The sequence below is a fragment of the Paraburkholderia sp. RAU6.4a genome, from assembly GCF_050435625.1.
GTDB lineage: Bacteria > Pseudomonadota > Gammaproteobacteria > Burkholderiales > Burkholderiaceae > Paraburkholderia > Paraburkholderia tuberum.
This window is the reverse complement of sequence record NZ_JBNDKQ010000002.1, coordinates 1,940,380-1,964,851: the sequence shown is the minus strand read 5'-3', so window position 1 is coordinate 1,964,851 and position 24,472 is coordinate 1,940,380. Positions and strand designations below refer to the sequence as shown.

Annotated in this window: 25 protein-coding genes and 1 other RNA gene; 10 read left to right on the top strand and 16 right to left on the bottom strand. The window is 65.6% G+C overall.

Going from position 1 to position 24,472, the window contains the following annotated elements; all coding sequences use genetic code 11:
* Window positions 1–6 precede the first annotated feature (6 nt).
* Together OKW40_RS13815 and rnpB are read left to right on the top strand one after the other, a co-directional pair.
* Window positions 7–936 carry a DUF3025 domain-containing protein gene (locus OKW40_RS13815; protein ID WP_429490207.1) on the top strand — a complete coding sequence of 310 codons (930 nt, stop codon included), beginning with the start codon at window positions 7–9 and terminating at the stop codon, window positions 934–936.
* A 35-nt stretch (window positions 937–971) separates the two neighbouring features.
* Window positions 972–1,385, top strand: an RNA gene (rnpB, locus tag OKW40_RS13810) — RNase P RNA component class A.
* A gap of 86 nt (window positions 1,386–1,471) precedes the next feature.
* On the opposite strand, the gene OKW40_RS13805 is transcribed toward rnpB, so the two are convergent.
* Window positions 1,472–1,894 (bottom strand): OsmC family protein, encoded by a 423-nt coding sequence (locus OKW40_RS13805; protein ID WP_026226035.1) that lies wholly within the window; start codon window positions 1,892–1,894, stop codon window positions 1,472–1,474.
* Between the two features lie 636 nt (window positions 1,895–2,530).
* On the opposite strand from OKW40_RS13805, the gene rplM reads away from it, so the two are divergent.
* The 3 genes from rplM (at window position 2,531) to erpA (ending at window position 3,959) form a co-directional block, all read left to right on the top strand.
* Window positions 2,531–2,965: a 50S ribosomal protein L13 gene (gene rplM / locus OKW40_RS13800; RefSeq protein ID WP_090801822.1), complete on the top strand. Its 435-nt coding sequence runs from the start codon at window positions 2,531–2,533 to the stop codon at window positions 2,963–2,965.
* A gap of 11 nt (window positions 2,966–2,976) precedes the next feature.
* Window positions 2,977–3,369: a 30S ribosomal protein S9 gene (gene rpsI / locus OKW40_RS13795; protein WP_011489810.1), complete on the top strand. Its 393-nt coding sequence runs from the start codon at window positions 2,977–2,979 to the stop codon at window positions 3,367–3,369.
* A gap of 224 nt (window positions 3,370–3,593) precedes the next feature.
* Window positions 3,594–3,959 carry an iron-sulfur cluster insertion protein ErpA gene (erpA, locus tag OKW40_RS13790; RefSeq protein ID WP_027198818.1) on the top strand — a complete coding sequence of 122 codons (366 nt, stop codon included), beginning with the start codon at window positions 3,594–3,596 and terminating at the stop codon, window positions 3,957–3,959.
* Window positions 3,960–4,081: 122 nt separating this feature from the next.
* Here the strand turns inward: erpA and OKW40_RS13785 are convergent, their stop codons facing one another.
* Entirely contained in the window at window positions 4,082–5,212 is a 1,131-nt protein-coding gene (locus OKW40_RS13785; RefSeq protein WP_429356139.1) for an anhydro-N-acetylmuramic acid kinase, read from the bottom strand.
* 179 nt (window positions 5,213–5,391) lie between these two features.
* On the opposite strand from OKW40_RS13785, the gene tyrS reads away from it, so the two are divergent.
* From tyrS to OKW40_RS13770, 3 genes are all read left to right on the top strand, one after another.
* On the top strand, window positions 5,392–6,642 hold the full coding sequence (gene tyrS, locus OKW40_RS13780) for a tyrosine--tRNA ligase (protein ID WP_184058432.1): 1,251 nt from the start codon (window positions 5,392–5,394) through the stop codon (window positions 6,640–6,642).
* Window positions 6,639–7,097, top strand: coding sequence for a D-aminoacyl-tRNA deacylase (dtd, locus tag OKW40_RS13775; RefSeq protein ID WP_429490205.1), 459 nt, complete (start codon window positions 6,639–6,641; stop codon window positions 7,095–7,097). The genes tyrS and dtd overlap by 4 nt, the downstream gene beginning before the upstream one ends.
* Before the next feature lie 102 nt (window positions 7,098–7,199).
* The gene (locus tag OKW40_RS13770; protein ID WP_429408338.1) at window positions 7,200–7,868 is read left to right on the top strand and encodes a histidine phosphatase family protein; all 669 of its coding nucleotides are present in this window, start codon (window positions 7,200–7,202) and stop codon (window positions 7,866–7,868) included.
* Between the two features lie 36 nt (window positions 7,869–7,904).
* On the opposite strand, the gene OKW40_RS13765 is transcribed toward OKW40_RS13770, so the two are convergent.
* The 4 genes from OKW40_RS13765 to ruvC all read right to left on the bottom strand — a co-directional run bounded on the left by OKW40_RS13765 (window position 7,905) and on the right by ruvC (window position 11,198).
* On the bottom strand, window positions 7,905–8,882 hold the full coding sequence (locus tag OKW40_RS13765) for an oxygenase MpaB family protein (RefSeq protein WP_429356138.1): 978 nt from the start codon (window positions 8,880–8,882) through the stop codon (window positions 7,905–7,907).
* Window positions 8,883–8,905: 23 nt separating this feature from the next.
* The gene (ruvB, locus tag OKW40_RS13760) at window positions 8,906–9,967 is read right to left on the bottom strand and encodes a Holliday junction branch migration DNA helicase RuvB (protein ID WP_429490202.1); all 1,062 of its coding nucleotides are present in this window, start codon (window positions 9,965–9,967) and stop codon (window positions 8,906–8,908) included.
* Between the two features lie 30 nt (window positions 9,968–9,997).
* Complete coding sequence (ruvA, locus tag OKW40_RS13755; RefSeq protein ID WP_429490200.1) at window positions 9,998–10,579, bottom strand: Holliday junction branch migration protein RuvA; 582 nt, start codon at window positions 10,577–10,579, stop codon at window positions 9,998–10,000.
* Window positions 10,580–10,655: 76 nt separating this feature from the next.
* Window positions 10,656–11,198 (bottom strand): crossover junction endodeoxyribonuclease RuvC, encoded by a 543-nt coding sequence (ruvC, locus tag OKW40_RS13750; protein WP_090801813.1) that lies wholly within the window; start codon window positions 11,196–11,198, stop codon window positions 10,656–10,658.
* Between the two features lie 131 nt (window positions 11,199–11,329).
* On the opposite strand from ruvC, the gene OKW40_RS13745 reads away from it, so the two are divergent.
* The gene (locus OKW40_RS13745; RefSeq protein ID WP_184058425.1) at window positions 11,330–11,569 is read left to right on the top strand and encodes a hypothetical protein; all 240 of its coding nucleotides are present in this window, start codon (window positions 11,330–11,332) and stop codon (window positions 11,567–11,569) included.
* A 103-nt stretch (window positions 11,570–11,672) separates the two neighbouring features.
* Here OKW40_RS13745 and ltrA read toward each other — a convergent pair whose 3' ends face one another.
* The 6 genes from ltrA to OKW40_RS13715 all read right to left on the bottom strand — a co-directional run bounded on the left by ltrA (window position 11,673) and on the right by OKW40_RS13715 (window position 19,319).
* On the bottom strand, window positions 11,673–13,043 hold the full coding sequence (ltrA, locus tag OKW40_RS13740; RefSeq protein WP_429490198.1) for a group II intron reverse transcriptase/maturase: 1,371 nt from the start codon (window positions 13,041–13,043) through the stop codon (window positions 11,673–11,675).
* Between the two features lie 463 nt (window positions 13,044–13,506).
* On the bottom strand, window positions 13,507–15,072 hold the full coding sequence (gene purH, locus OKW40_RS13735) for a bifunctional phosphoribosylaminoimidazolecarboxamide formyltransferase/IMP cyclohydrolase (protein WP_184058423.1): 1,566 nt from the start codon (window positions 15,070–15,072) through the stop codon (window positions 13,507–13,509).
* Window positions 15,073–15,127: 55 nt separating this feature from the next.
* Entirely contained in the window at window positions 15,128–15,361 is a 234-nt protein-coding gene (locus tag OKW40_RS13730; RefSeq protein WP_008919619.1) for a Fis family transcriptional regulator, read from the bottom strand.
* The gene (gene dusB / locus OKW40_RS13725; protein ID WP_090801809.1) at window positions 15,358–16,434 is read right to left on the bottom strand and encodes a tRNA dihydrouridine synthase DusB; all 1,077 of its coding nucleotides are present in this window, start codon (window positions 16,432–16,434) and stop codon (window positions 15,358–15,360) included. The genes OKW40_RS13730 and dusB overlap by 4 nt, the downstream gene beginning before the upstream one ends.
* A gap of 188 nt (window positions 16,435–16,622) precedes the next feature.
* A complete protein-coding gene (locus OKW40_RS13720) occupies window positions 16,623–17,894 on the bottom strand; it encodes a UbiH/UbiF/VisC/COQ6 family ubiquinone biosynthesis hydroxylase (RefSeq protein WP_429490196.1) in 1,272 nt (423 codons plus the stop codon).
* A gap of 15 nt (window positions 17,895–17,909) precedes the next feature.
* Entirely contained in the window at window positions 17,910–19,319 is a 1,410-nt protein-coding gene (locus tag OKW40_RS13715) for an aminopeptidase P N-terminal domain-containing protein (RefSeq protein ID WP_429490194.1), read from the bottom strand.
* 211 nt (window positions 19,320–19,530) lie between these two features.
* Between OKW40_RS13715 and OKW40_RS13710 the strand changes: the two genes are divergently transcribed.
* On the top strand, window positions 19,531–20,145 hold the full coding sequence (locus tag OKW40_RS13710; RefSeq protein WP_018421769.1) for a glutathione S-transferase C-terminal domain-containing protein: 615 nt from the start codon (window positions 19,531–19,533) through the stop codon (window positions 20,143–20,145).
* A gap of 82 nt (window positions 20,146–20,227) precedes the next feature.
* Here the strand turns inward: OKW40_RS13710 and lnt are convergent, their stop codons facing one another.
* From lnt to ybeY, 4 genes are all read right to left on the bottom strand, one after another.
* Window positions 20,228–21,985, bottom strand: coding sequence for an apolipoprotein N-acyltransferase (lnt, locus tag OKW40_RS13705; RefSeq protein WP_429408348.1), 1,758 nt, complete (start codon window positions 21,983–21,985; stop codon window positions 20,228–20,230).
* A gap of 131 nt (window positions 21,986–22,116) precedes the next feature.
* The gene (locus OKW40_RS13700) at window positions 22,117–23,022 is read right to left on the bottom strand and encodes an HlyC/CorC family transporter (protein WP_184058413.1); all 906 of its coding nucleotides are present in this window, start codon (window positions 23,020–23,022) and stop codon (window positions 22,117–22,119) included.
* A gap of 219 nt (window positions 23,023–23,241) precedes the next feature.
* Window positions 23,242–23,901: a gamma-glutamylcyclotransferase gene (locus tag OKW40_RS13695; protein WP_429490191.1), complete on the bottom strand. Its 660-nt coding sequence runs from the start codon at window positions 23,899–23,901 to the stop codon at window positions 23,242–23,244.
* Between the two features lie 41 nt (window positions 23,902–23,942).
* Window positions 23,943–24,404, bottom strand: a complete 462-nt coding sequence (gene ybeY / locus OKW40_RS13690) for an rRNA maturation RNase YbeY (protein ID WP_018421765.1) — start codon at window positions 24,402–24,404, stop codon at window positions 23,943–23,945.
* Between the last annotated feature and the right edge of the window lie 68 nt (window positions 24,405–24,472).

Here is a 24,472-nt window from a genome sequence, read left to right as displayed (position 1 = left end):
CGGTAGATGCGGGAGCGTGAGGCGGGGCAGCGCGCTGCCAATATTGATAAGGCGGCGAAAGCGGGCTCCGCGGTAGCGCATGAAGCCGCGGCGACCAAAGCTGCGCGCGGCATGGCACCCGAGCCTCTGCCACAGTGCTTCGCCGCGATCGACTGGTCGAAGCCGTGGTTCGCGCAATTCGCCACACGCGGTCAGCGTTGGCAGCAAGCCGCGCTGACCGGCTACGCGGACCTTCTCGCCGCGATGAACGCCGACGCCGCCCAGATGCAACAGACCACCGGCCGCGGCCAGCCTCTTGCGTTCATCGCGCAGAACGACCTGCCACCGGGTGCCGCGTACGAGGGGCATATAGCGTCGACCGGTTGCGTGCCGACGCGCCACAATCTGCACGACTTCTTCAACGGTTCGATGTGGTTCGCGTTTCCGCGCATCAAGGCGGCGCTGAACGCGCGCCAGTCGGCGGAACTCGACGTGCTCGGCGTCGGCCCGACGCGTGGCGGTGTGCGCGACATGCTGACCCTCTTCGACGAAAACGCGCTGCTGTTCGCTTGCGCCGATTCTTCGCTGAGCGCCGCGCTACGCGGCTTCGAGTGGCAGACGCTGTTTGCCGCGTGGCGCGATGCGTGGGGGCGGCGCTGCGAAGTGCGGTGCTTCGGCCATGCGCTGCTCGAAAAGCTGATCGCGCCGTTCAAGGGCTGCACCGGCCATGCATGGATCGTCGACGTTCCGGAAGAGTATTTCGAATGGGACACCCCGACGCGCGACGCATGGCTCGATGAAGCCGTCAGCGCGGCGCTGCTCGGCCCCGACGCTTTGACGAGCCGGATGTTCGCGCCGCTGCCAGTGCTCGGCATTCCGGGCTGGTGGCCCGAGAACGAATCGCCGGCGTTCTACGACGACACGTCCGTGTTCCGCACGGGGCGGCGCAAGCGCTAGGCGCTTCCAAGTTCGGTGTTAAAATTCGCGCCAGCAAAGCAGGCTAGGCAGTCGCGGCCTCGACGGCTTCGGCCAACGAGGGCGAGGAAAGTCCGGACTCCACAGGGCAGGGTGATGGCTAACGGCCATCCGTGGCGACACGCGGAACAGGGCAACAGAAAGCAAACCGCCGATGGCCCGGCGCAAGCCGGGATCAGGTAAGGGTGAAACGGTGCGGTAAGAGCGCACCGCGGCTGTCGCAAGGCAGACCGGCACGGTAACCTCCACCCGGAGCAATTCCAAGTAGGCAGGCGCGCATCTTCGCGATGCAGGACGGGGCCCCCGTCTCGTCTGCGGGTAGGAAGCTTGAGCGCGTCAGTAATGGCGCGCCTAGAGGAATGGCTGCCACGCGGGTCGAGTCTTCGGGCGCGGCGCGTGCACAGAATCCGGCTTATCGGCCTGCTTTGCCGCTGAATAAGAAAAGCCGGCGTCCGTTGGGACGCCGGCTTTTTCATTTGGGGCGGGGTGGCGGCCGTAGCCGCCATCGCTTTCGCGCTCAGAGCGCGACGATGTCGAACGAATGCGTGAGCTCGGCGGTCTTCGCGATCATGATCGACGCCGAGCAGTATTTGTCGTGCGAGAGGTTGATCGCGCGCTCGACGGTCGCCGGGTTCAGATTCTTGCCCGTCACCGTGAAGTGGAAGTGGATCTTCGTGAACACCTTCGGATCTTCGCTCGCGCGCTCGGCCTTCAGCGTCACCGAGCAGCCGGCGATCTCCTGGCGGCTCTTCTTCAGGATCATCACGACGTCGTAGGCGGTGCAGCCGCCGGTGCCGAGCAGCACCATTTCCATCGGGCGCGGCGCGAGGTTGCGTCCGCCACCCTCGGGTGCGCCGTCCATCGCGACCAGATGACCGCTGCCCGTCTCGGCCGCGAACGCCATCCCGTCTTGTCCCATCCAGCTTACTTTGCATTCCATGCTGTCACTCCCACCGCGCATCGCTTTGTCGAGACGGCATTGTAGCCCGGCGTCTGACGATTGGCGCACGCTGAGCGCATCCCGCGTCCATGCACGGTGATTGCTTTCTTGTTGCGGTGCGGAATGGGCGGGTGGTTCCAGAATTCCTCGGACAGTTTAGGGTACTTACTCTAAGGCATGTCTGATGCGATTCGAATTTTTTGGCCTTTAGTGCTTGAGCCAAAAGGAGTTTCGTCAAATGTCCTCCCTGCCTCGAATCTGTCACATTGTGAAAACTAATTTCACAATGCAAATCTTCTTGCGTTGCACAAGGGTGACTCTTATAATTTACTTCATCGTTGCAGCAGTTCTGCAACCTCCGCTGTCTCCTCCACCTCCTCCTTTGGTGGATTAAACCCGAGCCGCTCGTTCGGGTTTTTTTTCGCCCCGTTTGTCAGGCGTTTCGCCCCGTTTCCTGGCCGCTCGCGGCGAGCGCATCGCACGTTTTGACTTGCCAGCACAAATTCCTTTATAATTCAGGGCTTTTCCGCATCCGCGCCCGCGGAAGAAGAACCAGGGAGAGCCTGCACGCGCCTCGATGCGCACACTACAAGCAGGAAAGAACACATTGGGCGCAGCAATTTTTTTGGATCGATCATGAAGACGTTTTCCGCAAAAGCCCATGAGGTGACGCGCGAATGGTACGTGATTGACGCGACGGATAAGGTTCTCGGGCGTGTCGCCAGCGAAGTGGCACACCGTCTTCGCGGCAAGCACAAGCCTGAATTCACTCCCCACGTCGACACCGGTGATTTCATCATCGTCATCAACGCCGGCAAGCTGAAGGTCACGGGCAACAAGGTTACCGACAAGAAGTACTACCGTCACTCGGGCTACCCGGGCGGTATCTATGAAACGACGTTCGGCAAGATGCAGGAACGCTTCCCGGGCCGTGCGCTCGAGAAAGCGGTCAAGGGCATGCTGCCGAAGGGTCCGCTCGGCTACGCGATGATCAAGAAGCTGAAGGTCTACGCTGACGCAACGCATCCGCATTCGGCACAACAGCCGAAGGCGCTCGAGATCGAGATCTAAAGGGAGCCCACATGATCGGTAACTGGAATTACGGCACGGGCCGCCGCAAGAGTGCCGTCGCTCGCGTGTTCATCAAGGCAGGCAAGGGCGACATCGTTGTGAACGGCAAGCCCATCGCCGACTACTTCTCGCGCGAAACGTCGCTGATGATCGTGCGTCAGCCGCTGGAACTCACGAACCACGGTGTCACGTTCGACATCAAGGTCAACGTGACCGGCGGCGGTGAAACGGGTCAAGCAGGTGCGGTTCGCCACGGCATCACCCGCGCGCTGATGGACTATGACGCAACGCTGAAGCCGGAACTGTCGAAGGCTGGCTTCGTCACGCGTGACGCTCGTGAAGTCGAACGTAAGAAGGTCGGCTTCCACAAGGCGCGTCGCCGCAAGCAGTTCTCGAAGCGTTAATCGTTTCGGGCGCGAACCGGCCTTCACGCCGGTTTGCAGCAAAAGCCGCCAACGCCACGCGCGAAGGCGGCTTTTTTTATGGTTCACCGGCCGGTCTCGTTCGCTCAAGCGGCATCGGCTCGCCTTGCATCGACCTTGCAGCAAGAACCCATTGATTTTGTGGGCTTCAGCACGATATCCGGAACAGCCCTACAATATCGGCTAAAGCTATTTGGAGAGTTCGAATGAACGCAGTCACCGACACCCCCGTGACCGAGATGCCGGCCCCCTTCGTCTTCACCGACGCAGCGGCTGACAAGGTCAAGCAACTGATCGATGAGGAAGGCAACCCGGAGCTCAAGCTGCGCGTGTTCGTGCAGGGCGGCGGCTGCTCGGGCTTCCAGTACGGCTTCACGTTTGATGAAGCGATCAACGAAGACGACACCGTGATGAACAAGAGCGGCGTCCAGCTGCTGATCGACTCGATGAGCTACCAGTACCTGGTCGGCGCAGAGATCGACTACAAGGACGACATCAACGGCGCGCAGTTCGTCATCAAAAACCCGAACGCGAGCACGACCTGCGGTTGCGGTTCGTCGTTCTCGGTCTGAGCGGACAGGCTCTTCGTGCCACAGTGAAAACGGCGCCTCGGCGCCGTTTTTTTTATTGTTTTCGCGCCGCAGAGGCAACCCGCGACATCAAGAGGCGTGGGTTTGTTCGCATCTGCCTTTTCTCAGCGCGGGTAAATAGCCCCCAACACCCGCTCCGCGGATGCCCCGGTCACGCTTGGCAGACTGCCCGGCAGACGCGCGATGCAGCGCATCGCGAGCCACGCGAACGCGAGCGGCTCGACCTGGCTCGGCGGCACGCCGAGCGCGTCGGTCGTCATCACGGGCACGCCGCTTACACCACTGTCTTCGAGCGCCTGCTGCAACGCCTTCATGATCTCCGGATTGCGCGCGCCGCCGCCGCACAGGTACACGGCCCGCGCATCGGATGCATGCCGCTCAATCTCGCGCGCGACCGTCACCGCGGTCAGCGCGACGAGCGTCGCCTGTACGTCGGCTGGTGCGAGCGCGGAGAACGGCTCGAGCTTCGCATCGAGCCATGCGGTGTTGAACAGATCGCGGCCGGTGCTCTTGGGCGGCTGCTCTGCGAAGAATGGTTCGTCGAGCAACGCGTTCAGCAGCTTGCGATCGACCTGGCCACTCGCCGCGAAATGACCGTTTTCGTCGAATGGCTTGCCGAGCTGGCGCTCGGCCCATGCGTCGAGCAGCGCGTTCGCCGGGCCGCAGTCGAAGCCGCGCACGCCGCCGGTCGCGTTCAGGATCGTGATGTTGCTGATTCCGCCAAGATTGCAGACGACGCGCGTTTCGTCCTTCGCACCGAAGATCGTCGCGTGAAAAGCGGGCACGAGCGGCGCGCCCTGGCCGCCTGCCGCGACATCGCGGCTGCGGAAATCGGCGACCACGTCGATATGCAGCATTTCCGCGAGCAGCGCCGGGTTGTTGATCTGTCGCGTATACCCCTTTTCCGGCCGATGCCGCACGGTCTGCCCATGCACGCCGATCGCACGGACGTCATCGGCCGATACGCGGCTGTCGCGCAGCAGATCGTGGCAGCACACCGTGTAGCGCGTCGCGAGCGCGTTGGCGGCGAGCGCCTCGCGCTCGATCTCGTTGTCCCCCGGCTGTTGCAGCGCGAACAGCGCTTCGCGGATGCCGGCCGAAAAGCCGACGAACGCTTCGGCCAGCACCTCGGGCGGCTTCCCATTGGCAAACCGGACGGCCACGCCGTCCACACCGTCCATGCTGGTTCCCGACATCAGTCCGAAATAGATGCCGTCTGCGGGATCTTGCGCCACGTCGCTGCTCCTGTCGATGTTCATTCCGATTCGTTGTAGCAGATTATCGGCGCAAACGGCGAAGGCGACGCGAGCCGCAACGAATTGGCCCGTCGCGGGGCCGTGCGGGGCGCGTGAGAGGGCGCGGCGGCGCGCATCTATGGGACAATCCTGTTTTTTCGCGACTTCACGTTTCCAGCATGAGCACCGAGTCCACCCAGCCCAATCCCGCTTCCGCCTTCCCGATCACCGACGAAGTCCGTCACGCGCTCGCCGTGACCAGGCGCGGCGTCGACGAACTGCTGATCGAAGACGAATTCGCGCAAAAGCTCGCGCGCAGCGCGGCGACGGCCAAGCCGCTGCGCATCAAGCTCGGGCTCGATCCGACTGCACCCGACATCCACATCGGCCACACGGTCGTGCTGAACAAGATGCGCCAGTTGCAGGACCTCGGCCACACGGTGATTTTCCTGATCGGCGACTTCACGTCGCTGATCGGCGATCCGTCCGGGCGTAACGCGACCCGCCCGCCGCTTACGCGCGAGCAGATCGAATCGAACGCGAAGACCTATTTCGAGCAAGCCGCGCTGGTGCTCGATCGCGACAAGACCGAGATTCGCTACAACAGCGAATGGTCGATGCCGCTAGGCGCCGACGGCATGATCAAGCTTGCGTCGCGCTACACGGTCGCACGCATTCTCGAGCGCGAGGACTTCACGAAGCGCTTCCAGGGCGGCGTGCCGATCTCGATCCACGAATTCCTGTACCCGCTGATGCAGGGCTACGACTCGGTCGCGCTGAACGCGGACCTGGAGCTCGGCGGCACGGATCAGAAGTTCAACCTGCTGGTGGGTCGCGAGTTGCAGAAGCAGTACGGCCAGGAGCAGCAGTGCATCCTGACGATGCCGCTGCTCGAAGGGCTCGACGGCGTCGAGAAGATGTCGAAGTCGAAGAACAACTACATCGGCATCAGCGAAAAGCCGACCGACATGTTCGGCAAGCTGATGAGCATCTCCGACACGCTGATGTGGCGTTACTTCGAACTGCTGTCGTTCCGTCCGATGGATGAGATCGCCGGCTTCAAGAGTGAAGCCGACGCGGGCCGTAATCCGCGCGATTTCAAGGTGATGCTCGGCCAGGAAATCGTCGCGCGTTTCCACTCGCAGGCGGACGCCGAACGCGCGCTCGAGGACTTCAACCATCGCGCGAAGGGCGGCGTGCCCGACGACATCCCGGCCGTGACGCTCGCGGGCGCACCGCTCGCGATCGGCCAGTTGCTGAAGCAGGCGAACCTCGTACCGTCGACGAGCGAGGCGCTGCGCAATATCGAGCAAGGCGGCGTGAAGATCGACGGCGCCGCGGTGTCCGACAAGGGCCTGAAGGTCGAAGCGGGCGAGTACGTCGTGCAGGTCGGCAAGCGCCGTTTCGCGCGCGTGACGCTGACGGCGTGATCGCGCTGATCCAACGCGTGCGGTGCGCCGAAGTGCGCGTCGCCGATCGCGTGACCGGCGCGATCGACGCGGGCCTGCTCGCGCTCGTCTGCGCGGAGCGTGGCGACACCGAGGCCACGGCCGACAAGCTGCTCGCCAAGGTGCTCGGTTACCGCGTGTTCAGCGACGCGGCCGGCAAGATGAACCTGTCGGTGCAGAATCTCGACGGCGCCGGACGCGCGGGCGGCCTGCTGCTCGTGTCGCAGTTCACGCTCGCGGCCGATACCAACAGCGGCCTGCGCCCGAGCTTCACGCCGGCCGCGCCGCCCGACGAGGGCAAGCGCCTGTTCGACTACTTCGTCGCGGCCGCGCGCGCGAAGCATCCGATCGTCGAGACTGGCGAGTTCGGCGCGGATATGCAGGTGTCGCTCGTCAACGACGGGCCGGTCACGTTCTGGTTGCAGACCAACGCGTAAAAGAACGCAAACGTTCGAGCACGCCGTCGCCGCAGGCGAGCCGTGCCGCTGCTTTTTGCGACAATAGTCGCTCGACACAACCGCGAACGGCACCTCTCTCTCATGACGACGCAGATCCTGTTTATCCGGCACGGCGAGACCGACTGGAACCGCATCAAGCGCATTCAAGGCCACATCGACATTCCGCTTGCGACGACCGGCGTCGCGCAGGCGCGACGTCTCGCGCAGCGCCTCGCCGACGAGGCGAAGCAGGGCGCGCGGCTCGACGCGATCTATTCGAGCGACTTGCAGCGCGCGCAGCAGACCGCGCAGCCGATCGGCGAGGCGCTCGGCCTGCCGCTGCAGTCGCGCGAGAACTTGCGCGAGCGCTCGTACGGCGCGTTCCAGGGCCATGACAGCGACGAGATCGCGCTGCGTTTCCCCGACGAATACGCGCAGTGGCAAACCCGCGATCCCGGCTTTGCGCCGCCCGAGGGCGAGTCGCACCGCGTGTTCTACCACCGCATCGTGCATGCGATCGAGCCGCTCGTCGCCGCGCATCCGGGCGGGCGCATCGCCTGTGTCACGCATGGCGGCGTGCTCGACTGCGTGCGCCGCTTTGCAACCGGCATGCGGCTCGAAGCACCGCGCGACTACCCGCTGCTGAACACCAGCCTGAACGTCGTGGATTACGGGGACGGTCGCGCGACGATCGTGTCGTGGGCGGACGTAACGCATCTCGACGCGGGCAGCGCCGACGATGATGGTTTCAGGAAGGGACCGGGGCGGTAAGCAAAGGCGGGCAATGGCCCGAGACGCGTGCCGCAATCAATCCTGCTCCCGCACCGCCGCCGCCGCGCGGCGCCGAGCCCGCTTCGATACTCCATTGACCAGCGCCCAGCGGATCACCGGCGCGACGACCCGCACGCCAGGCCGCGCGAAGGTTCGACGCAGCGCCGCGTGGCGATTCAAGCCGAGCATCGTCTGCGCCCAGTCGGGCAACAGATCGACCCCCGCGTTGAGCATTAGCGTGCCAGCGGGCCGCATCGCGAAGCTCGGTGCCGGCGCGTTCATCAGAATACTCACGACTTCGCGCGTGCGCTCGCTCGCGACGAGCGCGGGCCGCATCGCGAGCAGGTACGCCTCGATCTCGGCGCGCGAGCGCGGAATATCGACGGCGCCGAGCATTTCCGCGATGCGCGCGGTTTCCGCGAAGTATTGATCCTGCGCCGCGACGGACAGCACCGGATTCACATAGCGCAGGTGCGCGGTCATGAAGCTCGACACTTCCGCGACGTGCACCCACGTCAGCAGCGCGGGCTCGCTCGCGCGATACGACTGGCCGTCCGGTGCGACGCCGGTCACGTCGAGATGAATGCGCTTCACGCGCTCGATCAGCGCGAGCGCATCGTTCTTGCTGCCGTACGTTGTGCCGGCGATGAACGTCGCCGTGCGACGCAGCCGGCCCAGGATGTCGGTGCGAAAGCTCGAGTGATCCCAAACGCCCGCGAGCGCGAGCGGATGCAGCGCCTGAAGCAGCAGCGCGCTGATGCCGCCGGTCATCATCGACGTGAAGTCGGCGTGGACCTTCCAGCAGACGGAGTCCGGCCCGAACAGACCGGGGTCGCCCGGCGGCGACGAGTAGTCGAGCACCGGTCCGCTGCCGGTCGTCAGATGCGTGACGCCGGCGGCGAGCTTCGAGCGCAGGCGGTGGGTGAGGCGCTGCGTGACATTGCCGGACGGGTCGCCGGCGGGATTGACAGGTGAACGGTTGGAAGGGCCGGGTTGCTGGGTCTGGTCTGACATCCTGGTCGGCCTCGTCGCGTGACTCAGTTCGTGGAATCCCACAGACCCGGCCGCGCGCTCGCCGAATCCGGCGCGGCCAGTCCGAAATGCCGGTACGTGAGCAGCGTGGCGATGCGGCCGCGTGGCGTGCGCTGCAGGAAGCCCTGCTGGATCAGATACGGCTCGAGCACGTCTTCGATCGTGTCGCGCTCCTCGCCGATCGCCGCGGCGAGGTTGTCGACACCGACCGGGCCACCGTCGAACTTGTGCAGGATCGCTTCGAGCAGCTTGCGGTCCATCAGGTCGAAGCCGACCGCGTCGACGTCGAGCATGCTGAGCGCGGCGTCGGCCACCTGCGCGGTGATGTTGCCGTCGGCCTTCACTTCGGCGAAGTCGCGCACGCGCCGCAGCAAGCGGTTCGCGATACGCGGCGTGCCGCGCGCGCGACGGGCGATTTCGAACGCGCCGTCCGGATGGATCTGCGCGCCGAGCAGCGCGGCCGAACGCGTGACGATGCGCGTGAGCTCCTCGGCGTTATAGAACTCGAGTCGCGCGACGATGCCGAAGCGGTCGCGCAGCGGATTGGTCAGCATACCCGCGCGCGTGGTCGCGCCGACCAGCGTGAACGGCTGCAGATCGAGCTTCACGCTGCGCGCGGCCGGCCCTTCGCCGATCATGATGTCGATCTGATAATCCTCGAGCGCTGGATACAGGATTTCCTCGACGACCGGCGAGAGCCGGTGGATTTCGTCGATGAAAAGAACGTCGTTGGCTTCGAGATTGGTCAGCAGCGCGGCGAGGTCGCCGGCGCGTTCGAGCACCGGCCCCGACGTTTGCCGCAGATTGACGCCCATCTCGCGCGCGATGATGTGCGCGAGCGTGGTCTTGCCGAGGCCCGGCGGCCCGAACAGCAGCACGTGGTCCAGCGATTCGGAACGGCGCCTCGCGGCCTCGATGAAGATTTCGAGCTGGCCGCGCACTTTCTCCTGCCCGACATATTCGTCGAGCTGACGCGGGCGCAGCGCGCGCTCGAACGCTTCTTCGTTCGGCGACACGGGCGTGGCCGCGATGATGCGCTCGGCGGCGAGTTTGTCGGTTTCGATCATGCGGTCATTGTACCGCGCGCGGCTTGGCGCTTAGCCCTTCGACAGCGCCTTCAACGCGAGCTTGATGCCCTCGGACACGCCCGTACCGGCCGGCACGTTCTTGATTGCCGCGAGCGCTTCTTTTTCCGAGTAGCCGAGCGCGAGCAGCGCATTGAGGATGTCGGAGGCGTGGTCGGATGGCGACGCGGCGCCCGCCATCGCGCCGAGGTCGGCGCCGAGCTTGCCCTTCAGTTCGAGCAGCAGCCGCTCGGCGGTCTTCTTGCCGATGCCCGGTACACGCGTGAGGCGCGCGGAGTCCTGCATCGTGACCGTCTGCGCGAGCTCCGCGACGCTCATGCCCGACAGCACCGCGAGCGCCATGCGCGCGCCGATGCCGGAAATCTTCAGCAGCTCGCGGAACGTCGAGCGTTCCTGCGCGGTGCCGAAGCCGTACAGCAGATGCGCGTCCTCGCGAACGATCATCTGCGTGAGCAGCACGATGCGCTCGCCGGTCGACGGCAGGTTGTAGAAGGTGCTCATCGGCACGTCCACTTCATAGCCGACGCCGTTGCAGTCGACGAGCAGATGCGGCGGATTTTTTTCCAGCAGAACGCCGGCAATGCGACCGATCATGGCGGATTAGTTTTCAGAGTCGGATGGGAAAGCGCGAGTGTAGCGCAGCGGATCGGCGGCGCGGGGCATAGTTGCGCTAGCCCACCAGACGCCCGCGCCGCACGCGCAACCCCTTCTTCGCGAGCGCCGGTGCGATGCCGCCGAGCGTGCTCAGCGTCGAGCCGCCGTGCGCGTGGCAGATGGCCATGCCGAGCGCGTCGGCGGCGTCGGTGCCGGGCACGCCCGCCAGGCTCAGCAGCCGCACGACCATCTGCTGCATTTGCTCCTTGGTCGCGCGGCCATAGCCGACCACCGACTGCTTCAGCTGCAGCGCGGTGTATTCGGCGACCGGCACGCCGCCCGCGACGAGCCCGCAGATCGCGGCGCCGCGCGCCTGGCCGAGCAGCAGCGTCGACTGCGGATTGACGTTGACGAAGACTTTTTCGATGGCCGCCTGATCCGGCGCGTGCTCGCGGATCAGCGTCGAGATGCCCGCGAAGATGGTGCCGAGCCGCGACGGCAGATCGGCGTCGGCGGTGCGGATCACGCCGCTCGCGACGTAGCTCAGTGTGTGGCCGTGTTGTTCGATCACCCCGAAGCCGGTCACGCGCAGGCCGGGGTCGATGCCGAGAATTCTCATGAGGTGCCGCACAAGCGATAAAAACCAGGTGCCTGCGATACTACATCGAACGCGGCGCGCGGCGGTCCGCTGACAGCATGCTTAGCGGAATAAAAGCTGCTAATGGCTTTGCGCAAGGAGGGCGATCGAGAATGGAGCGCTACCGCAATCTCAGCGGCGACTCGGGTGTCGACGCTTACGAAATCGGCGACGATTTAATCAAGGTGCGCTTTCGGCCGGGCGTCGTGTATTGGTACACAGAGGCGAGTGTCGGCGCCGAACATGTCGCGGTGCTGAAGCGTCTCGCGCGGCGGGGCCGGGGTTTGGGCACGTACATCAGCCAGCATGCGCAGGTGCGGGACGGTTACGCGCGCAAAGAGCCGGACGATTGAACGCGTCGCCGCGATCGGGATAGGGGCGGTCAGTTAGCCTGACCGATCCCCTCCCACACCACCCGGCATGCGGGTCCGCACCGGGCGGTTCGAGCAGTTGAGGTCATGAGAGGCGGGGTACGCCAAGACGGTCGAAGTAAGCAACTGGCATGGCCCGGTTCAGCAACAGGTAGCTGTTGTGCCACCAGCGACGGCTGTTCGCCGCCACCAGCCTGGCCTCTGATTCCGAAGCACCCAGCGCTCGCAACTCCCGATACATTGTCTTGCCCCGGCGCCAGTGCTTGAGCTGCAGCGCACGCAGACGGTGCCTGATCCATTCGTCGAGTTCACGGAACACCCGCGGCGTCTGGGCCAGATTAAAGTACGCCTTCCAGCCCAGCATATACGCCCGCATTCGCTCCGCCACCTCCGGCAGGCTGCGCCCGCACGAACGGCGTGTCAGTTCCCGGATGCGTTGTTTGAAGTTCGCCAAGGCCTTGCCAGCTACCGCGCATTTCACCTGCCGGCCTTTCCCGTGCCACAGCGTGTAGCCCAGGAACTTGCGCCGGGATGCTGGCGCGACCGCTGTCTTGGCCTCGTTGACCTTCAGATGGAGTCGTGCATAGAGCCTGCACAGGCCCTCCAGCACCCGTTCGCCCGACCTCCGGCTGCGCACGTACACGTTGCAGTCGTCGGCGTAGCGCACGAAGCGGTGGCCACGCTTCTCTAACGCCCGATCCACCTCGTCCAGCAACACATTGGCCAGCAGCGGCGAGAGTGGCCCGCCTTGCGGCGTACCCTCGTATCGCTCGCGGAGCACGCCGCCATCCATGATTCCGGCCGCAAGGTAATGCCGGATCAGACGCAATACCGCCTTGTCGCCGATCCGCCTCGATAGGCGTTCCATCAGGATGTCGTGATTGACCCGGTCGAAGAACTTCTCCAGATCCACATCGACCACCACCCGATAGCCGTCCTGCACATGCCGCTGTGCCATCAGCACCGCGTCACGCGCCCGACGCCCCGGCCGGAAGCCATAACTGTGTTCGGAGAACGTAGGGTCAATGATGGGTTGCAGGACTTGCAGCAGGGCTTGCTGGATCAGCCGGTCCGTCACCGTCGGTATCCCCAGTTCTCGCATCCCGCCCCCGGGCTTCGGTATCTGCACGCGCCTCACCGGCTCGGGCCGGTAGCTGCCATCCAGTAACGCTTCCCGTATCCAGGGCCAGTGCGTCTTGAGATATGCCGCCGTCTCAGCGATCGACCTCCCATCCACCCCTGCACTGCCGCGATTGGCTTTGACGCGTTTCCACGCCATCACCAGATTCGCTCTCGCGAACGCCTGCGCAAGCAGGTCGTCTCGCCCCAGGCTTCCGGCTTCATCGTGCGCCGCCCGTGCTTCATCACGCGACGCTTCCGGCGCGGCTTCACCACGCCTCCTTTCGTCGCGCTCCGCCTTCGCGGAATTCGGATGCATTGCACGTCCGAGCACCACGGCCTTCGGCCCTCCTACTCGTTCGGCCCTTCGCTGGCGGCTTTAGCCTTCCCGGCCACGCCTTCCAGCTATTACGGCCTCTGCTGACTTCTCGCTCCGGTTCAGCACCGTCGCCCTTTCAGGCATGAGGCGAGATCTCCCCAGGTAAGAACGCACTCCTTCATCGCACAACCGCCGCATCTACGCCGCATCGCCTTGGTCACAAGAGCTTCGCGGCCGTTTGCCCGCTCGCCCTGCTCAGCAGCGCCTTCTATGCAGTTCTTGTTCATCGGCTCACGATTTACGCTCCGCGCTTCCTCCCCACACCCGGTCGCCCTCGTGCAGTTGCGCTTCACTTCATTCGCTGTGACCAGCTTATGGCGGGACTTGCACCCGCAGGAGTGCGCCCATGCTGGGCGCACAAACAAAAGGCCCGGCGGGACAACCCGCCGGGCCTGTCTTGCGGCTACCGAACTTCAGCCGATCAATGACGGAAGTGACGCACGCCAGTCAGCACCATCGCGATGTTGTGCTCATCGGCGGCGCTGACCACTTCGTCGTCGCGCACCGAGCCGCCCGGCTGGATCACGCAGGTCGCGCCTGCCGCGACGACCACGTCGAGACCGTCGCGGAACGGGAAGAACGCGTCCGATGCGACCGCCGAACCGGCCAGCGTCAGACCGGCGTTCTGCGCCTTGATGCTCGCGATGCGCGCCGAATCCACGCGGCTCATCTGGCCCGCGCCGACGCCTAGCGTCATACCGTTCGCGCAGAACACGATCGCGTTCGACTTCACGTACTTCGCGACTCGCCATGCGAACAGCAGGTCGTCCATTTCCTTCGGCGTCGGATGACGCTTCGTGACGACGCGCAACTCGCGCGGCTGCACGTTCTTCGAGTCGAGCGACTGCACGAGCAGGCCGCCGCCGACGCGCTTCAGATCGAACGTGTTATGGCCTTCGCCAAGCGTGATTTCGAGCAGACGCACGTTCTGCTTCGCCGCGAACACCTGACGCGCTTCGGCGCTGAACGACGGCGCGATCAGCACTTCGACGAACTGCTTCGCCACCGCTTGCGCGGTCGCTTCGTCGACTTCACGGTTGAACGCGATGATGCCGCCGAACGCCGAGGTCGGATCGGTCTGGAATGCCTTCGAATACGCTTCGTGAGCGTCCGCGCCGAGCGCGACGCCGCACGGATTCGCGTGTTTGACGATCACGCAGGCCGGCACGTCGAAGGTCTTCACGCATTCCCACGCCGCGTCGGAGTCGGCGATGTTGTTGTACGACAGTTCCTTGCCCTGCAACTGGTTGTAATTCGCGAGCGCGCCGGCCGGCACCGCCAGGTCGCGGTAGAACGCCGCGCTCTGATGCGGGTTTTCGCCGTAGCGCAGGTCCTGCACCTTGTCGAACGCCATGTTGAAGGTAGCCGGGTACTCGTTGCGCGACGAATGCTGCAACTCGTCGGTCAGGCTCGTCAGGTAGTTCGTGATCGCGCCGTCGTATTGCGCGGTGTGTGCGTACACCTTGGTCGCGAGGCGGAAGTTCGTCTTGTACGACACCGTGTTGCCGTTCGAGCGCATTTCGTCGAGCACGACCGCGTAGTCGGCCGGATCGACCACCACCGTCACGTCGCGGTGATTCTTCGCGGCCGAGCGCAGCATCGTCGGGCCGCCGATGTCGATGTTCTCGATCGCGTCCTCGAGCGAGCATTCTTCCTTCGACACGGTCTGCACGAACGGGTACAGGTTCACGACCAGCAGGTCGATGGTCGGAATGTCGTGCTTCTCGAGCGCGGCCATGTGCTCGGGCAGGTCGCGGCGCGCGAGGATGCCGCCGTGCACCTTCGGATGCAGCGTTTTCACGCGCCCGTCGAGCATTTCCGGGAAACCCGTGTAGTCGGCGACTTCGGTGACGGACAGGCCCGCGTCCGCGAGCAGTTTCGCGGTGCCGCCGGTCGACAGGATCTTGATGCCGAGGTCCGACAGCGATTTGGCGAAGTCGACGATGCCGGACTTGTCGGAAACGGAGATGAGCGCTTGCTTGATCATGATGAAGACGAAAAGCCGAAGGGAAACGTGGCAGGGCGCGAGAAACTACGACGCGCTACAGCAAACCGTGTTGTTGCAGCTTCTTGCGCAGCGTATTGCGGTTGATGCCGAGATACTCGGCGGCCAGCGACTGGTTGCCGCCGGCCTGCTCGAGCACCACTTCGAGCAAGGGTTTTTCCACGCATGAAATGACCATGTCGTAGACGTCGTGCGGATTGGAGCCGTCGAGATCCTGGAAATACACGTCCAGGCTGTCGCGGACAGATTGTTCAATGTTGTTCTTGCTCATGCTGCCAGTCGGTCGGAGTTGTCCTCGCTCTCGCTGTCGAGCCCGGGGTTGCCGGGCGCTTCGTCGACGTAGACGAGGCGGTCTGAGATCGCCTTTTGCGCGTCAAAGAACTCGTTGACGGCGAGGAGTTGTTCGCGCGTGGTGTCCAGCGTATTCATGCGATGCCGGAACAGGTTGGCGCCGGAAAGGCCGCGAGTGTACCAGCCGATGTGCTTGCGCGCAGTGCGGACACCGGTAAATTCCCCGTAAAAAGCGTAGTGATCTTCGAGATGTTCGTTCATCACCTGCTGGATTTCGTCGATGCGCGGCGGCGGCAGCAACTCGCCCGTTTGCAGGAAATGCTCGATCTCGCGAAAGAGCCACGGACGCCCCTGCGCGGCGCGCCCGATCATGATCGCGTCCGCGCCGGTCGCGGCGAGCACCTCGCGCGCCTTTTGCGGCGACGTGATGTCGCCGTTCGCGACGACCGGAATGCGCACCGCCGCCTTTACCGCGGCGATGGTTTCGTACTCGGCGTCACCGTGGTACAGGTCCGCGCGCGTGCGGCCGTGCACGGTCAGCATCGAAATGCCCGCTGCTTGCGCGAGACGCGCGACGTTCAGCGCGTTTTTGTTCTCGCGATTCCAGCCGGTGCGGATTTTCAGCGTGACGGGCACCGCGTCGGGCCCGACGCCGACCGCGTTCACGACGGCCTCGACGATGCGCTGCACGAGCGGTTCGTTTTGCAGCAGCGCCGAGCCGGCCGCGACGTTGCAGACCTTCTTGGCGGGGCAGCCCATGTTGATGTCGATGATCTGCGCGCCGTTCGCGACGTTGTAGCGGGCGGCTTCGGCCATCATCTCCGGGTCCGCGCCGGCGATCTGCACCGCGATCGGCTCGACCTCGCCTTCGTGGTTCGCGCGGCGCATGGTCTTTTCGCTCTTCCACAGCTGCGCGTTCGACGCGACCATTTCCGACACCGCATAGCCCGCGCCGAGCCGTTTGCACAGCTGGCGGAACGGTCGGTCGGTCACGCCGGCCATCGGGGCGACGAACAGGTTGTTACGCAGATTGTGGGGGCCGAGAGGGGGCATGGCGTGAGCGCGCGCCGACGACGGGCCAGGATTTGACAATCGTGACAACCGGCGCAGCGCGAAATGCGAGGGAAAACCGCTATTTTAGCGTTAACGGGTTGCCGGGACTCGCGAACCGAGTCTCGTAACCCGTTAAATCTTCTATGAAAGTCGCCCGGCTCATAGAACCGCGCAGCGATTTCTCGCGCTTAACGGCGCTGGCCGAACATCATCTGCCGGGCGAGCGCGGTTTTGACCGGCGGCACGAATTCGAGTGCGGTCAGGGCGAGGCCGCGCAGTACCGCGAGCGGCGCGAAGTCGATGGTAAAGAGGCGCGCAAGCGTGTCGGTCGAGCCGATCGTCAGGCGCCGGTCGAGCGCGCGGCGTTGCGCGAAGGTGGCGAGCGCGAGCGGGGTCGGGCCTTCGGCCGACAGCGCGTCGACGAGTGCGTGCGCATCGCGCAAGCCCAGATTGAGGCCCTGGCCGGCTACCGGATGCAACGTCTGCGCCGCATTGCCGATCGCGACGATGTGGCCGTTCACCAGCGTGTCGACCGTGTTGAGACCGAGCGGGAACGACGCGCGACCCTTGAGGTGCGTAAAGCGGCCCATGCGGTTGCCGAACGCGGCGTCGAGCTCGCGCAGGAACGCTTCGTCGGAAAGCTGCGCGCGGCGCGCGGCTTCGTCGGGCGCGCAGCACCAGACGAGCGCGTAGTCGGCACCACGCACGCCACCCATCGGCAGTAGCGCGATCGGACCTTGCGGCGTGAAGCGCTCCCATGCGACGTGCGGCTGCGGCGCGGACACGGTGACCGTGCCGACCAGCGCGGTCTGGCCGTAGTCGCGCGAGCCGGCGCTGTTTTTACCGATGTCGCGTGCGCCGGCGTATTCGTCCGTGGCGCGGCTCGGATTTTTCGCGTGCTTCTGGTCGCCGAACAGGCCGCCCTCGGCGTTGACCAGAATCCGCGTGCGCAACTGGCGCGCGACGCCCGCGGTTTCGATCGGCAGCGTGACGCCGTCGAGCTCCTGAACCGGCGCGCCGGCCGAGGTCGAGCGGAACCAGTGGACCGGCGTCGCATGCACGGCGTCGGCGAGGCCGTGCACGATCGAGCCATAGCGCAGCACGTAGCCGAGCGCGGGCAGGCCGTGCTCGCGATGATCGATCAGCGTGCGGCCGAAATGACCGCGTTGCGACACGTGGATGCGCTCGATCGCGGTGGCGTCGGCGGGCCAGCGCAGCGGCTCGAGGATCATCCGGCTGCCGTGCGAGACCGCGATCGCGCGCGGATCGGCGATCGAGTCTTCCGGCTCGCGCGCGTCGACGAGCGCGATCTTCAGCTCGCGCGTCACGCTGCGGCGCGCGAGCCAGCCGGCGAGCGCGAGGCCGACCGGCCCGGCGCCGACGATCGTCACATCGAAATCGAACCCCTGCTGGTGGGAGGCGGGCCTCAGGATCACCGCCGAGGGAGATGCTTCGTTCATCGCGGATCAGGTCCTCTATCGATGCGACGCTTGATGGAGGGCTCGTGCTTCCTGCATCAGCGCCTCGATCTCGTCGGCGGCGACCGGCACGTCGCGCGTGATCAGCTCGCAGCCGGTCGGCGTCACGATCGCGTCGTCCTCGATGCGGATGCCGATGTTCCAGTAGCGTTCGGGCACACCCTCGGCCGGGCGGACGTACAAGCCCGGCTCGATCGTCAGCGTCATCGACGCGCGCAGCGTGCGCCACGGCAGCACGCCCGCTTCGTCGCGCGGCGCGCCGCGCTCGCGGTAGTCGCCGCAGTCGTGCACGTCCATGCCGAGCCAGTGGCCCGTGCGGTGCATGTAGAACGGCACGTAGGCGCGCTCGGCGATCACGTCGTCGACCGAGGCGAACTTCGCGCGCGGCACGATGCCGGTGTCGAGCAGCCCCTGCGACAGCACGCGCAGCGCGGCCTGATGCGGATCGTCGAAGCTCGCACCGGCGCGCGTCGCGTCGACGGCGGCCTGCTGCGCTGCCAGCACGATGTCGTACAGCTCGCGCTGCGCCGGCGTGAAACGCCCGCTTGCCGGAAACGTGCGCGTGATGTCGGACGCGTAGCCGTCGAGTTCGCAGGCCGCGTCGATCAGGATCAGCTCGCCGTCGCGCGCGATCGCGTTGCCGGCCGGGTAGTGCAGCACGCACGCGTTCGCGCCAGCCGCGACGATCGACGTGTAGGCCGGCGCCTGCGCGCCAAACTTGCGGAACGTGTAGAGCAGTTCGGCCTCGAGTTCATACTCGCGGATACCGGGCCGGCACAGCGCCATAGCGCGACGATGCGCGGCCGCCGAAATCTGTCCGGCGCGGCGCATGATCGCGAGTTCGTGGTCGTCCTTGACGAGCCGCATCTCGTCGAGCAACGGCAGCAGGTCGCGCGCGGCCGTGGGCGCGACGGTGCCGCCGCGGCTTTGCGCGCGCACCGCGTCGAGCCAGCCGCGCACCTGCTCGTCGAAATGCGCCGAGGTGCCGAACGCGTAGTGCAGCGCCGGCTTGTCGGCGATGATGCGCGGCAGCTGCGTGTCGAGTTCGCCGATCGGGAACGCGGCGTCGAGCCCGAATGCTTCGCGCGCGCCGTCGGGGCCGAAGCGGAAGCCTTCCCATGTCTCGCGCTCGACGCTTTTCTCGCGGCAGAACAGCATCGACGCGGGCGCGCCGGGCGCGGCGCTGGCATCGAGCACCAGCAGCGCTTCGGGCTCGGTGAAGCCGGTCAGATAATAGAAGTAGCTGTCGTGGCGGTACGGGTAGTCAGTGTCGCGGTTGCGCAGCGCTTCCGGCGCGGTCGGGACGATGGCGACGCCGCCGCCCGCGGCGCGCAGCGCGGCGAGAACGCGCTCGCGGCGCGTGCGGTAGACGTCGATGGCGATGGTGGGTTCGGTCGGCTGGTTCATCGTGCGATTGTAGCGCCGCGATTCTCCTGGCCCCATTCTCCGCGCAGGACATTGACTCGCTTTGTGCGGCTCCGGACGGCGCGGCGGCCGCCGTCATGTTGCAATCTGTCCACAGCGGCTCGGCGGGCGGTTCGCGAAGATGGCGCCAGCACGCTCGCGGAAGCCTTGGACCACTTATACTTTCGCCGGATTCAGAAAAAGGCAGAAGGTCATGATGAAACTCATCGGTTCGTTCGGCAGCCCGTTCGTGCGCAAAGCACGCATCGTGCTCGCCGATAAGAAGATCGACTACGAACTGGTGCCCGAGAACGTCTGGGCGCCGGATACCCGGATTCACACCTTCAATCCGCTCGGCAAGGTGCCGTGCCTCGTGATGGAAGACGGCGAGGCCGTGTTCGATTCACGCGTGATCTGCGAGTACGTCGATACGCTGTCGCCGGTCGGCAAGCTGATTCCGCCGTCGGGGCGCGAGCGCGTCGCAGTGCGCTGCTGGGAAGCGCTCGCCGACGGCATGCTCGACGCGGCCGTGCTGATCCGTCTCGAAGGCACGCAGCGCGCGCCCGAGCAGCGCGTGGACGCGTGGCTCGCGCGGCAGCAGCGCAAGATCGACGAAGCGCTGATCGCGATGTCGCAAGGGCTCGGCAGCAAGCCGTGGTGCGCGAGCAATCACTACACGCTGGCCGACATCGCGGTGGGCTGCGCGCTCGGCTATCTGGACTTCCGTATGCCGGAACTGAACTGGCGCGAATCGCATCCGAACCTGGACAAGCACTTCCAGAAGCTGTCACTGCGGCAGTCGTTCATCGATACGGTGCCGAAGGATTGATGAAGCTCGAACGAGCATGAAAAAGATGCGCCTGCATGTCAGGCGCATTTTTTTTGCGGGTGTCGTGCCTTTGGCGTCGGCGTTACCGCTTGCCGTTGCGTCGCCGCGCGAGCCCCGGTCCGAACGCGAAACCGAACGCGAGCAGCAGCGCCGACACCGCGAGCACCGTGTTGTTGCCGCTCGTAACGTAAGGCGTGTAGCCTGAGGTGCCTTGCACGCGCACGTCGAGCGAACCGACCGTGTAGGGCGTCAGGCGCCCGATCACGCGGCCGTTCGCGTCGATCGCGGCGGTGATGCCGGTGTTGGTTGCGCGCAGCATCGGCCGGCCGGTTTCGAGCGAGCGCATGCGCGCGATCTGCAGATGCTGGTCGAGCGCGATCGTGTCGCCGAACCACGCGAGATTGGTCGAGTTGATCAGCACGCCGGCGGGCGTCGCATTCTCGCGCAGCGTGCGCGCGATCTCCTCGCCGAAGATGTCCTCGTAGCAGATGTTCACCGCGACCGGCTGGTTATGCACCATGAACGGCTTTTGTACCGGCGGGCCGCGGAAGAAATCGCCAAGCGGAATGTTCATCAGGTTCACGAACCAGCGGAAGCCCCACGGCACGAATTCGCCGAACGGTACCAGATGGTGCTTGTCGTAGCGATAAATCTCGTGCGAGCCGGGCGTGACGCCGAACAGGCTGTTGGTGTAGTCGACCACCCGGCCGTCCGGCGTGATCGTGCCGCCGATCGCGCCGAACAGCAGCGCGCTGCCGGTCGAATCCGTGAACTGGCGGATCGCGGCCGCGAAGTTCGGCGGAAGCTGCTGCGCGAGCACGGGGATCGCGGTTTCCGGCGTGACGATCAGATCGGCCGGCTTCGACGTGATCATCCGCTGATACTCGTCGACCGCCGCGCGCAAGCCGGCTTCCTCGAACTTCATCTCCTGCTTCACGTTGCCTTGCAACAGCCGCACCGACAGCGCCGCGTTGGCGGGCGTGGTCCACTGCACGAGCGGCAGCAGCAGGCCGATCACGAGCAGCGCGAGCGCGACGCCAGCAGGCACGACGATGGGGGCGATGCGCGTGCCGCGGCCCCGCGCGGCGCGACCGCCGGCGTCATCAGCGGCGCTGGCGTTCGGCTCGAGCGATTCATTCGCCCGCCCGGAGCGCCACGACGGCAGTAGCGCCAGCAACGCCTGCACGATCAACGCGGCCGTCAGCGCAACCATCCAACCGACGCCATATACGCCGACCACCGGCGCAAACCCCGCCAACGGGCCGTCGACCTGCGCATAACCGGTGGCGAGCCACGGAAACCCGGTGAACACCGTGCCGCGCAGCCATTCGCCGATCGCCCACGCGCTTGCAAAGGCGAGCGCGCCGTGCCAGGTCGGCGAGAATGGCGCGCGCTCGTCGGCCGCGCCGTTGCGCGCATGGCCCGCGCAGAACGACCACACCCCCGCGGCGAGCGCCGGATAGACCGCGAGATACAGGCAGAACAGCACGAGCGCCGTGCCGGCGAGCGGTGCCGGCATGCCGCCGTAGAAGTGCATGCTCACATACAGCCACCAGACCCCGCTCACGAAGTTGCCGAAGCCGAACGCGCCGCCCGTCAGCGCGGCGCTTTTCCAGCCGGTGCTGCGCGTGAGCCACGCGAAGAAGAACACGAAGATCGCGAGTTGCAGCCAGCCGCCATGCGGCGTTGGCGCGAACGACAGCGTATTGGCCGCGCCCGCGGCCAGTGCGACGAGGTAGTGCCAGCGCGGCAGCGCGCGGCTGCGCGTGCCGTCTTCGGTGGGAGCGGGAGCGGTGGCGCTCACGCCGCGGTGCGAACGGGAAGTGATCGGGTCGGCCATTGTTGCGCGGTCGGCGTCGGTAGTTGAAAGGGCAACTCAGTAGGCAAACGAGTTGGCAAATGGAGTTGGCAAATGCGCCGGCAATGAAAGCGCGCGGGCGCTCAGGCCGTGCATCGGCCCGAGCCGCCGGCTCAGGTCTGCACGTGCTGTGACTCGCGCTCGCGCTGGCCCGCGAGCGGGTCGCGACGCACCAGCAGCATGTGGATCTGGCGGGCGTCGCCGCGCAGGATCTCGAAGATCAGGTCGTCGAGGCGGACTGTCTCGCCCCGATGCGGCACCCGGCCGAAGTGATGCGTGACCAGCCCGCCGATCGTGTCGACCTCGTCGTCCGAATAATGCGTGCCGAAGGTGTCGTTGAACTGCTCGATCTCGGTCAGCGCGCGCACGCGGAAGCGTCCGTCCGGCGAAGCGATGATGTTGCCGCTCTCCTCGTCGAAATCGTATTCGTCCTCGATGTCGCCGACGATCTGCTCCAGTACGTCTTCGATCGTGATCAGGCCCGCGACGCCGCCGTACTCGTCGACGACCACCGCGAGGTGGTTGCGGTTCACGCGGAAGTCGTGCAGCAGCACGTTCAGCCGCTTCGACTCGGGGATGAACACGGCAGGGCGCAGCATGCCGCGCACGTCGAACTCTTCTTCGGCGTAGTAGCGCAGCAGATCTTTCGCGAGCAGCACGCCGATGATGTTGTCGCGATTGCCCTCGTAGACCGGATAGCGCGAATGCGCCTTGTCCAGCACGTAGGGGATGAATTCAGCGGGATTGTCCGCGATGTTGATCGCGTCCATTTGCGCGCGCGGCACCATGATGTCGCGTGCGCTCAGTTCCGACACCTGGAACACGCCTTCGATCATCGACAGCGAGTCGGCGTCGATCAGGTTGCGCTCGTGCGCGTCCTGCAGAATTTCCAGAAGTTCGGCGCGCGAGTCGGGCTCGGGCGAGATGAAGTCGGTCAGACGCTCGAGCAGCGAGCGCTTTTCCTGCGGTTTGTCGAGTTGACGTCCGGTATGGCGGCGACTGGGATACGTGTCGTTCATGGTAGTGCGCCCGGCGAGACTGGGCGCGCTGTTGCAGAGCGTTAAGGATACACCAGGCGCATGGCGGAACCGTGTCCCGCCGGGCCCGGCGATGAGCGAAGCCAGGGTGAAACGGCCCCGCCGCGACGGCGGAGCGTGGAATCATCCTAACCGATTACGCGGGCAAAAGTGCTCGCCGGCAAAAAAGTCGCGGGTGGGGTTTTCGCCGAGATGCCGCGGTCACACGGTCGGCTTGCAGCGCGCGAGTAGCGCTTCGAGCGCGCGGTCCGGCATGCCGCTTTCGCGCAGCGCGTGCACGGTGCGGCTCACGTAATCGAAGGTCGTGCCGTAGCGGCCGCTCGCGCAGCCCAGCACGGTCTGGATGATGTCGTCGCGCAGCTTGCCGGTGTAGCTCGGCACGTCGCGGCGCATCACGAATGCGAGCGCGTCGACGCGCCGGCCGTCCGCGAGCACGCACGGCAGCCACGCGGGACGGTACGAGCCCATCGGCATTTCGCGGCGCCACAGTGCTTCGAGATGCGGCCTCGAGCCATCGGCCGCGAGCCGGAAGGCCATGCCGGTGCACGAGCCGCCGCGATCGAGCGCGAGCACGAGGCCGGGCTGCTCTGGCGTGCCGCGATTGACTCGCGACCACAGATAGAGGCCGCGGTGATAGCCGTGCACCTTCGAGCGCATCGCCTCGACGGTCGGCAGGCCCGGGTTCCAGATCAGCGAGCCATAGCCGAACAGCCACAGATCGCTTTGGCGGTCCCAGCCGCGCAACGTGGATTCGAGCGACGCGCGCAGTTCGTCGTCCGTCAGAAGCCGCGAGTCGCCGAGCACCGGCGGGTAGTCCGGACAGCGCGCGGGGATATCGGCTTCGGGGGACGGAGTGCTCACGGTGGGTTCGGGCGGGCTGGCGTCGAGGAGGGGCGGAACGCCTATTGGTAAGGGTCCGGAAAGCCGAGCTTGCCGAGGATTTCGGTTTCGATCGCTTCCATTTCCTCGGCTTCTTCTTCGACCTCGTGGTCGTAGCCCTGTGCATGCAGCGTGCCGTGCACGAGCAGGTGCGCGTAATGCGCGGCGAGCGGCTTGCCCTGCTCGGCGGCTTCCTTCTCGACCACCGGGCAGCACAGAATCAGATCGCCCGTGACCGGATCATCTTCCGATTCGGCATAGGCGAAGGTCAGCACGTTGGTCGCGTAATCCTTGCCGCGATAGGTGCGATTCAGCGTGCGGCCTTCTTCGGCGTCGACGAACCGAACCGTCAGTTCGCCGTCCGCGAACAGCGCCGCCTTGATCCAGCCGGCCACCGTCGCGCGCGGCAGCAGCGCTTTGTGTTCCGGCCAGGCTTTGGCGGCGGGGAATTGCAGGCTCAACGTCAGTTTCGGGGTGCGGCTCATGCGGTTTCTATGCGTGGCATTCCTGGCTCAGTCTTTTTTTTTGCGGCGAGGCGACGCGGGCCTCGCGC

Bases quoted from the DNA above. Each gene is read 5' to 3' on its own strand.
- OKW40_RS13720 (WP_429490196.1), bottom strand. From the start codon at position 17,894: ATGAACGAAGCATCTCCCTCGGCGGTGATCCTGAGGCCCGCCTCCCAC.
- ruvA (WP_429490200.1), bottom strand. From the start codon at position 10,579: ATGATCGGTCGCATTGCCGGCGTTCTGCTGGAAAAAAATCCGCCGCAT.
- OKW40_RS13745 (WP_184058425.1), top strand. From the start codon at position 11,330: ATGGAGCGCTACCGCAATCTCAGCGGCGACTCGGGTGTCGACGCTTAC.
- erpA (WP_027198818.1), top strand. From the start codon at position 3,594: ATGAACGCAGTCACCGACACCCCCGTGACCGAGATGCCGGCCCCCTTC.
- tyrS (WP_184058432.1), top strand. From the start codon at position 5,392: ATGAGCACCGAGTCCACCCAGCCCAATCCCGCTTCCGCCTTCCCGATC.
- OKW40_RS13765 (WP_429356138.1), bottom strand. From the start codon at position 8,882: ATGTCAGACCAGACCCAGCAACCCGGCCCTTCCAACCGTTCACCTGTC.
- dusB (WP_090801809.1), bottom strand. From the start codon at position 16,434: ATGCCCCCTCTCGGCCCCCACAATCTGCGTAACAACCTGTTCGTCGCC.
- lnt (WP_429408348.1), bottom strand. From the start codon at position 21,985: ATGGCCGACCCGATCACTTCCCGTTCGCACCGCGGCGTGAGCGCCACC.
- ruvB (WP_429490202.1), bottom strand. From the start codon at position 9,967: ATGATCGAAACCGACAAACTCGCCGCCGAGCGCATCATCGCGGCCACG.
- OKW40_RS13730 (WP_008919619.1), bottom strand. From the start codon at position 15,361: ATGAGCAAGAACAACATTGAACAATCTGTCCGCGACAGCCTGGACGTG.
- rpsI (WP_011489810.1), top strand. From the start codon at position 2,977: ATGATCGGTAACTGGAATTACGGCACGGGCCGCCGCAAGAGTGCCGTC.
- OKW40_RS13770 (WP_429408338.1), top strand. From the start codon at position 7,200: ATGACGACGCAGATCCTGTTTATCCGGCACGGCGAGACCGACTGGAAC.
- purH (WP_184058423.1), bottom strand. From the start codon at position 15,072: ATGATCAAGCAAGCGCTCATCTCCGTTTCCGACAAGTCCGGCATCGTC.
- ruvC (WP_090801813.1), bottom strand. From the start codon at position 11,198: ATGAGAATTCTCGGCATCGACCCCGGCCTGCGCGTGACCGGCTTCGGG.
- OKW40_RS13815 (WP_429490207.1), top strand. From the start codon at position 7: ATGCGGGAGCGTGAGGCGGGGCAGCGCGCTGCCAATATTGATAAGGCG.
- ybeY (WP_018421765.1), bottom strand. From the start codon at position 24,404: ATGAGCCGCACCCCGAAACTGACGTTGAGCCTGCAATTCCCCGCCGCC.
- OKW40_RS13805 (WP_026226035.1), bottom strand. From the start codon at position 1,894: ATGGAATGCAAAGTAAGCTGGATGGGACAAGACGGGATGGCGTTCGCG.
- OKW40_RS13700 (WP_184058413.1), bottom strand. From the start codon at position 23,022: ATGAACGACACGTATCCCAGTCGCCGCCATACCGGACGTCAACTCGAC.
- OKW40_RS13710 (WP_018421769.1), top strand. From the start codon at position 19,531: ATGATGAAACTCATCGGTTCGTTCGGCAGCCCGTTCGTGCGCAAAGCA.
- OKW40_RS13715 (WP_429490194.1), bottom strand. From the start codon at position 19,319: ATGAACCAGCCGACCGAACCCACCATCGCCATCGACGTCTACCGCACG.
- rplM (WP_090801822.1), top strand. From the start codon at position 2,531: ATGAAGACGTTTTCCGCAAAAGCCCATGAGGTGACGCGCGAATGGTAC.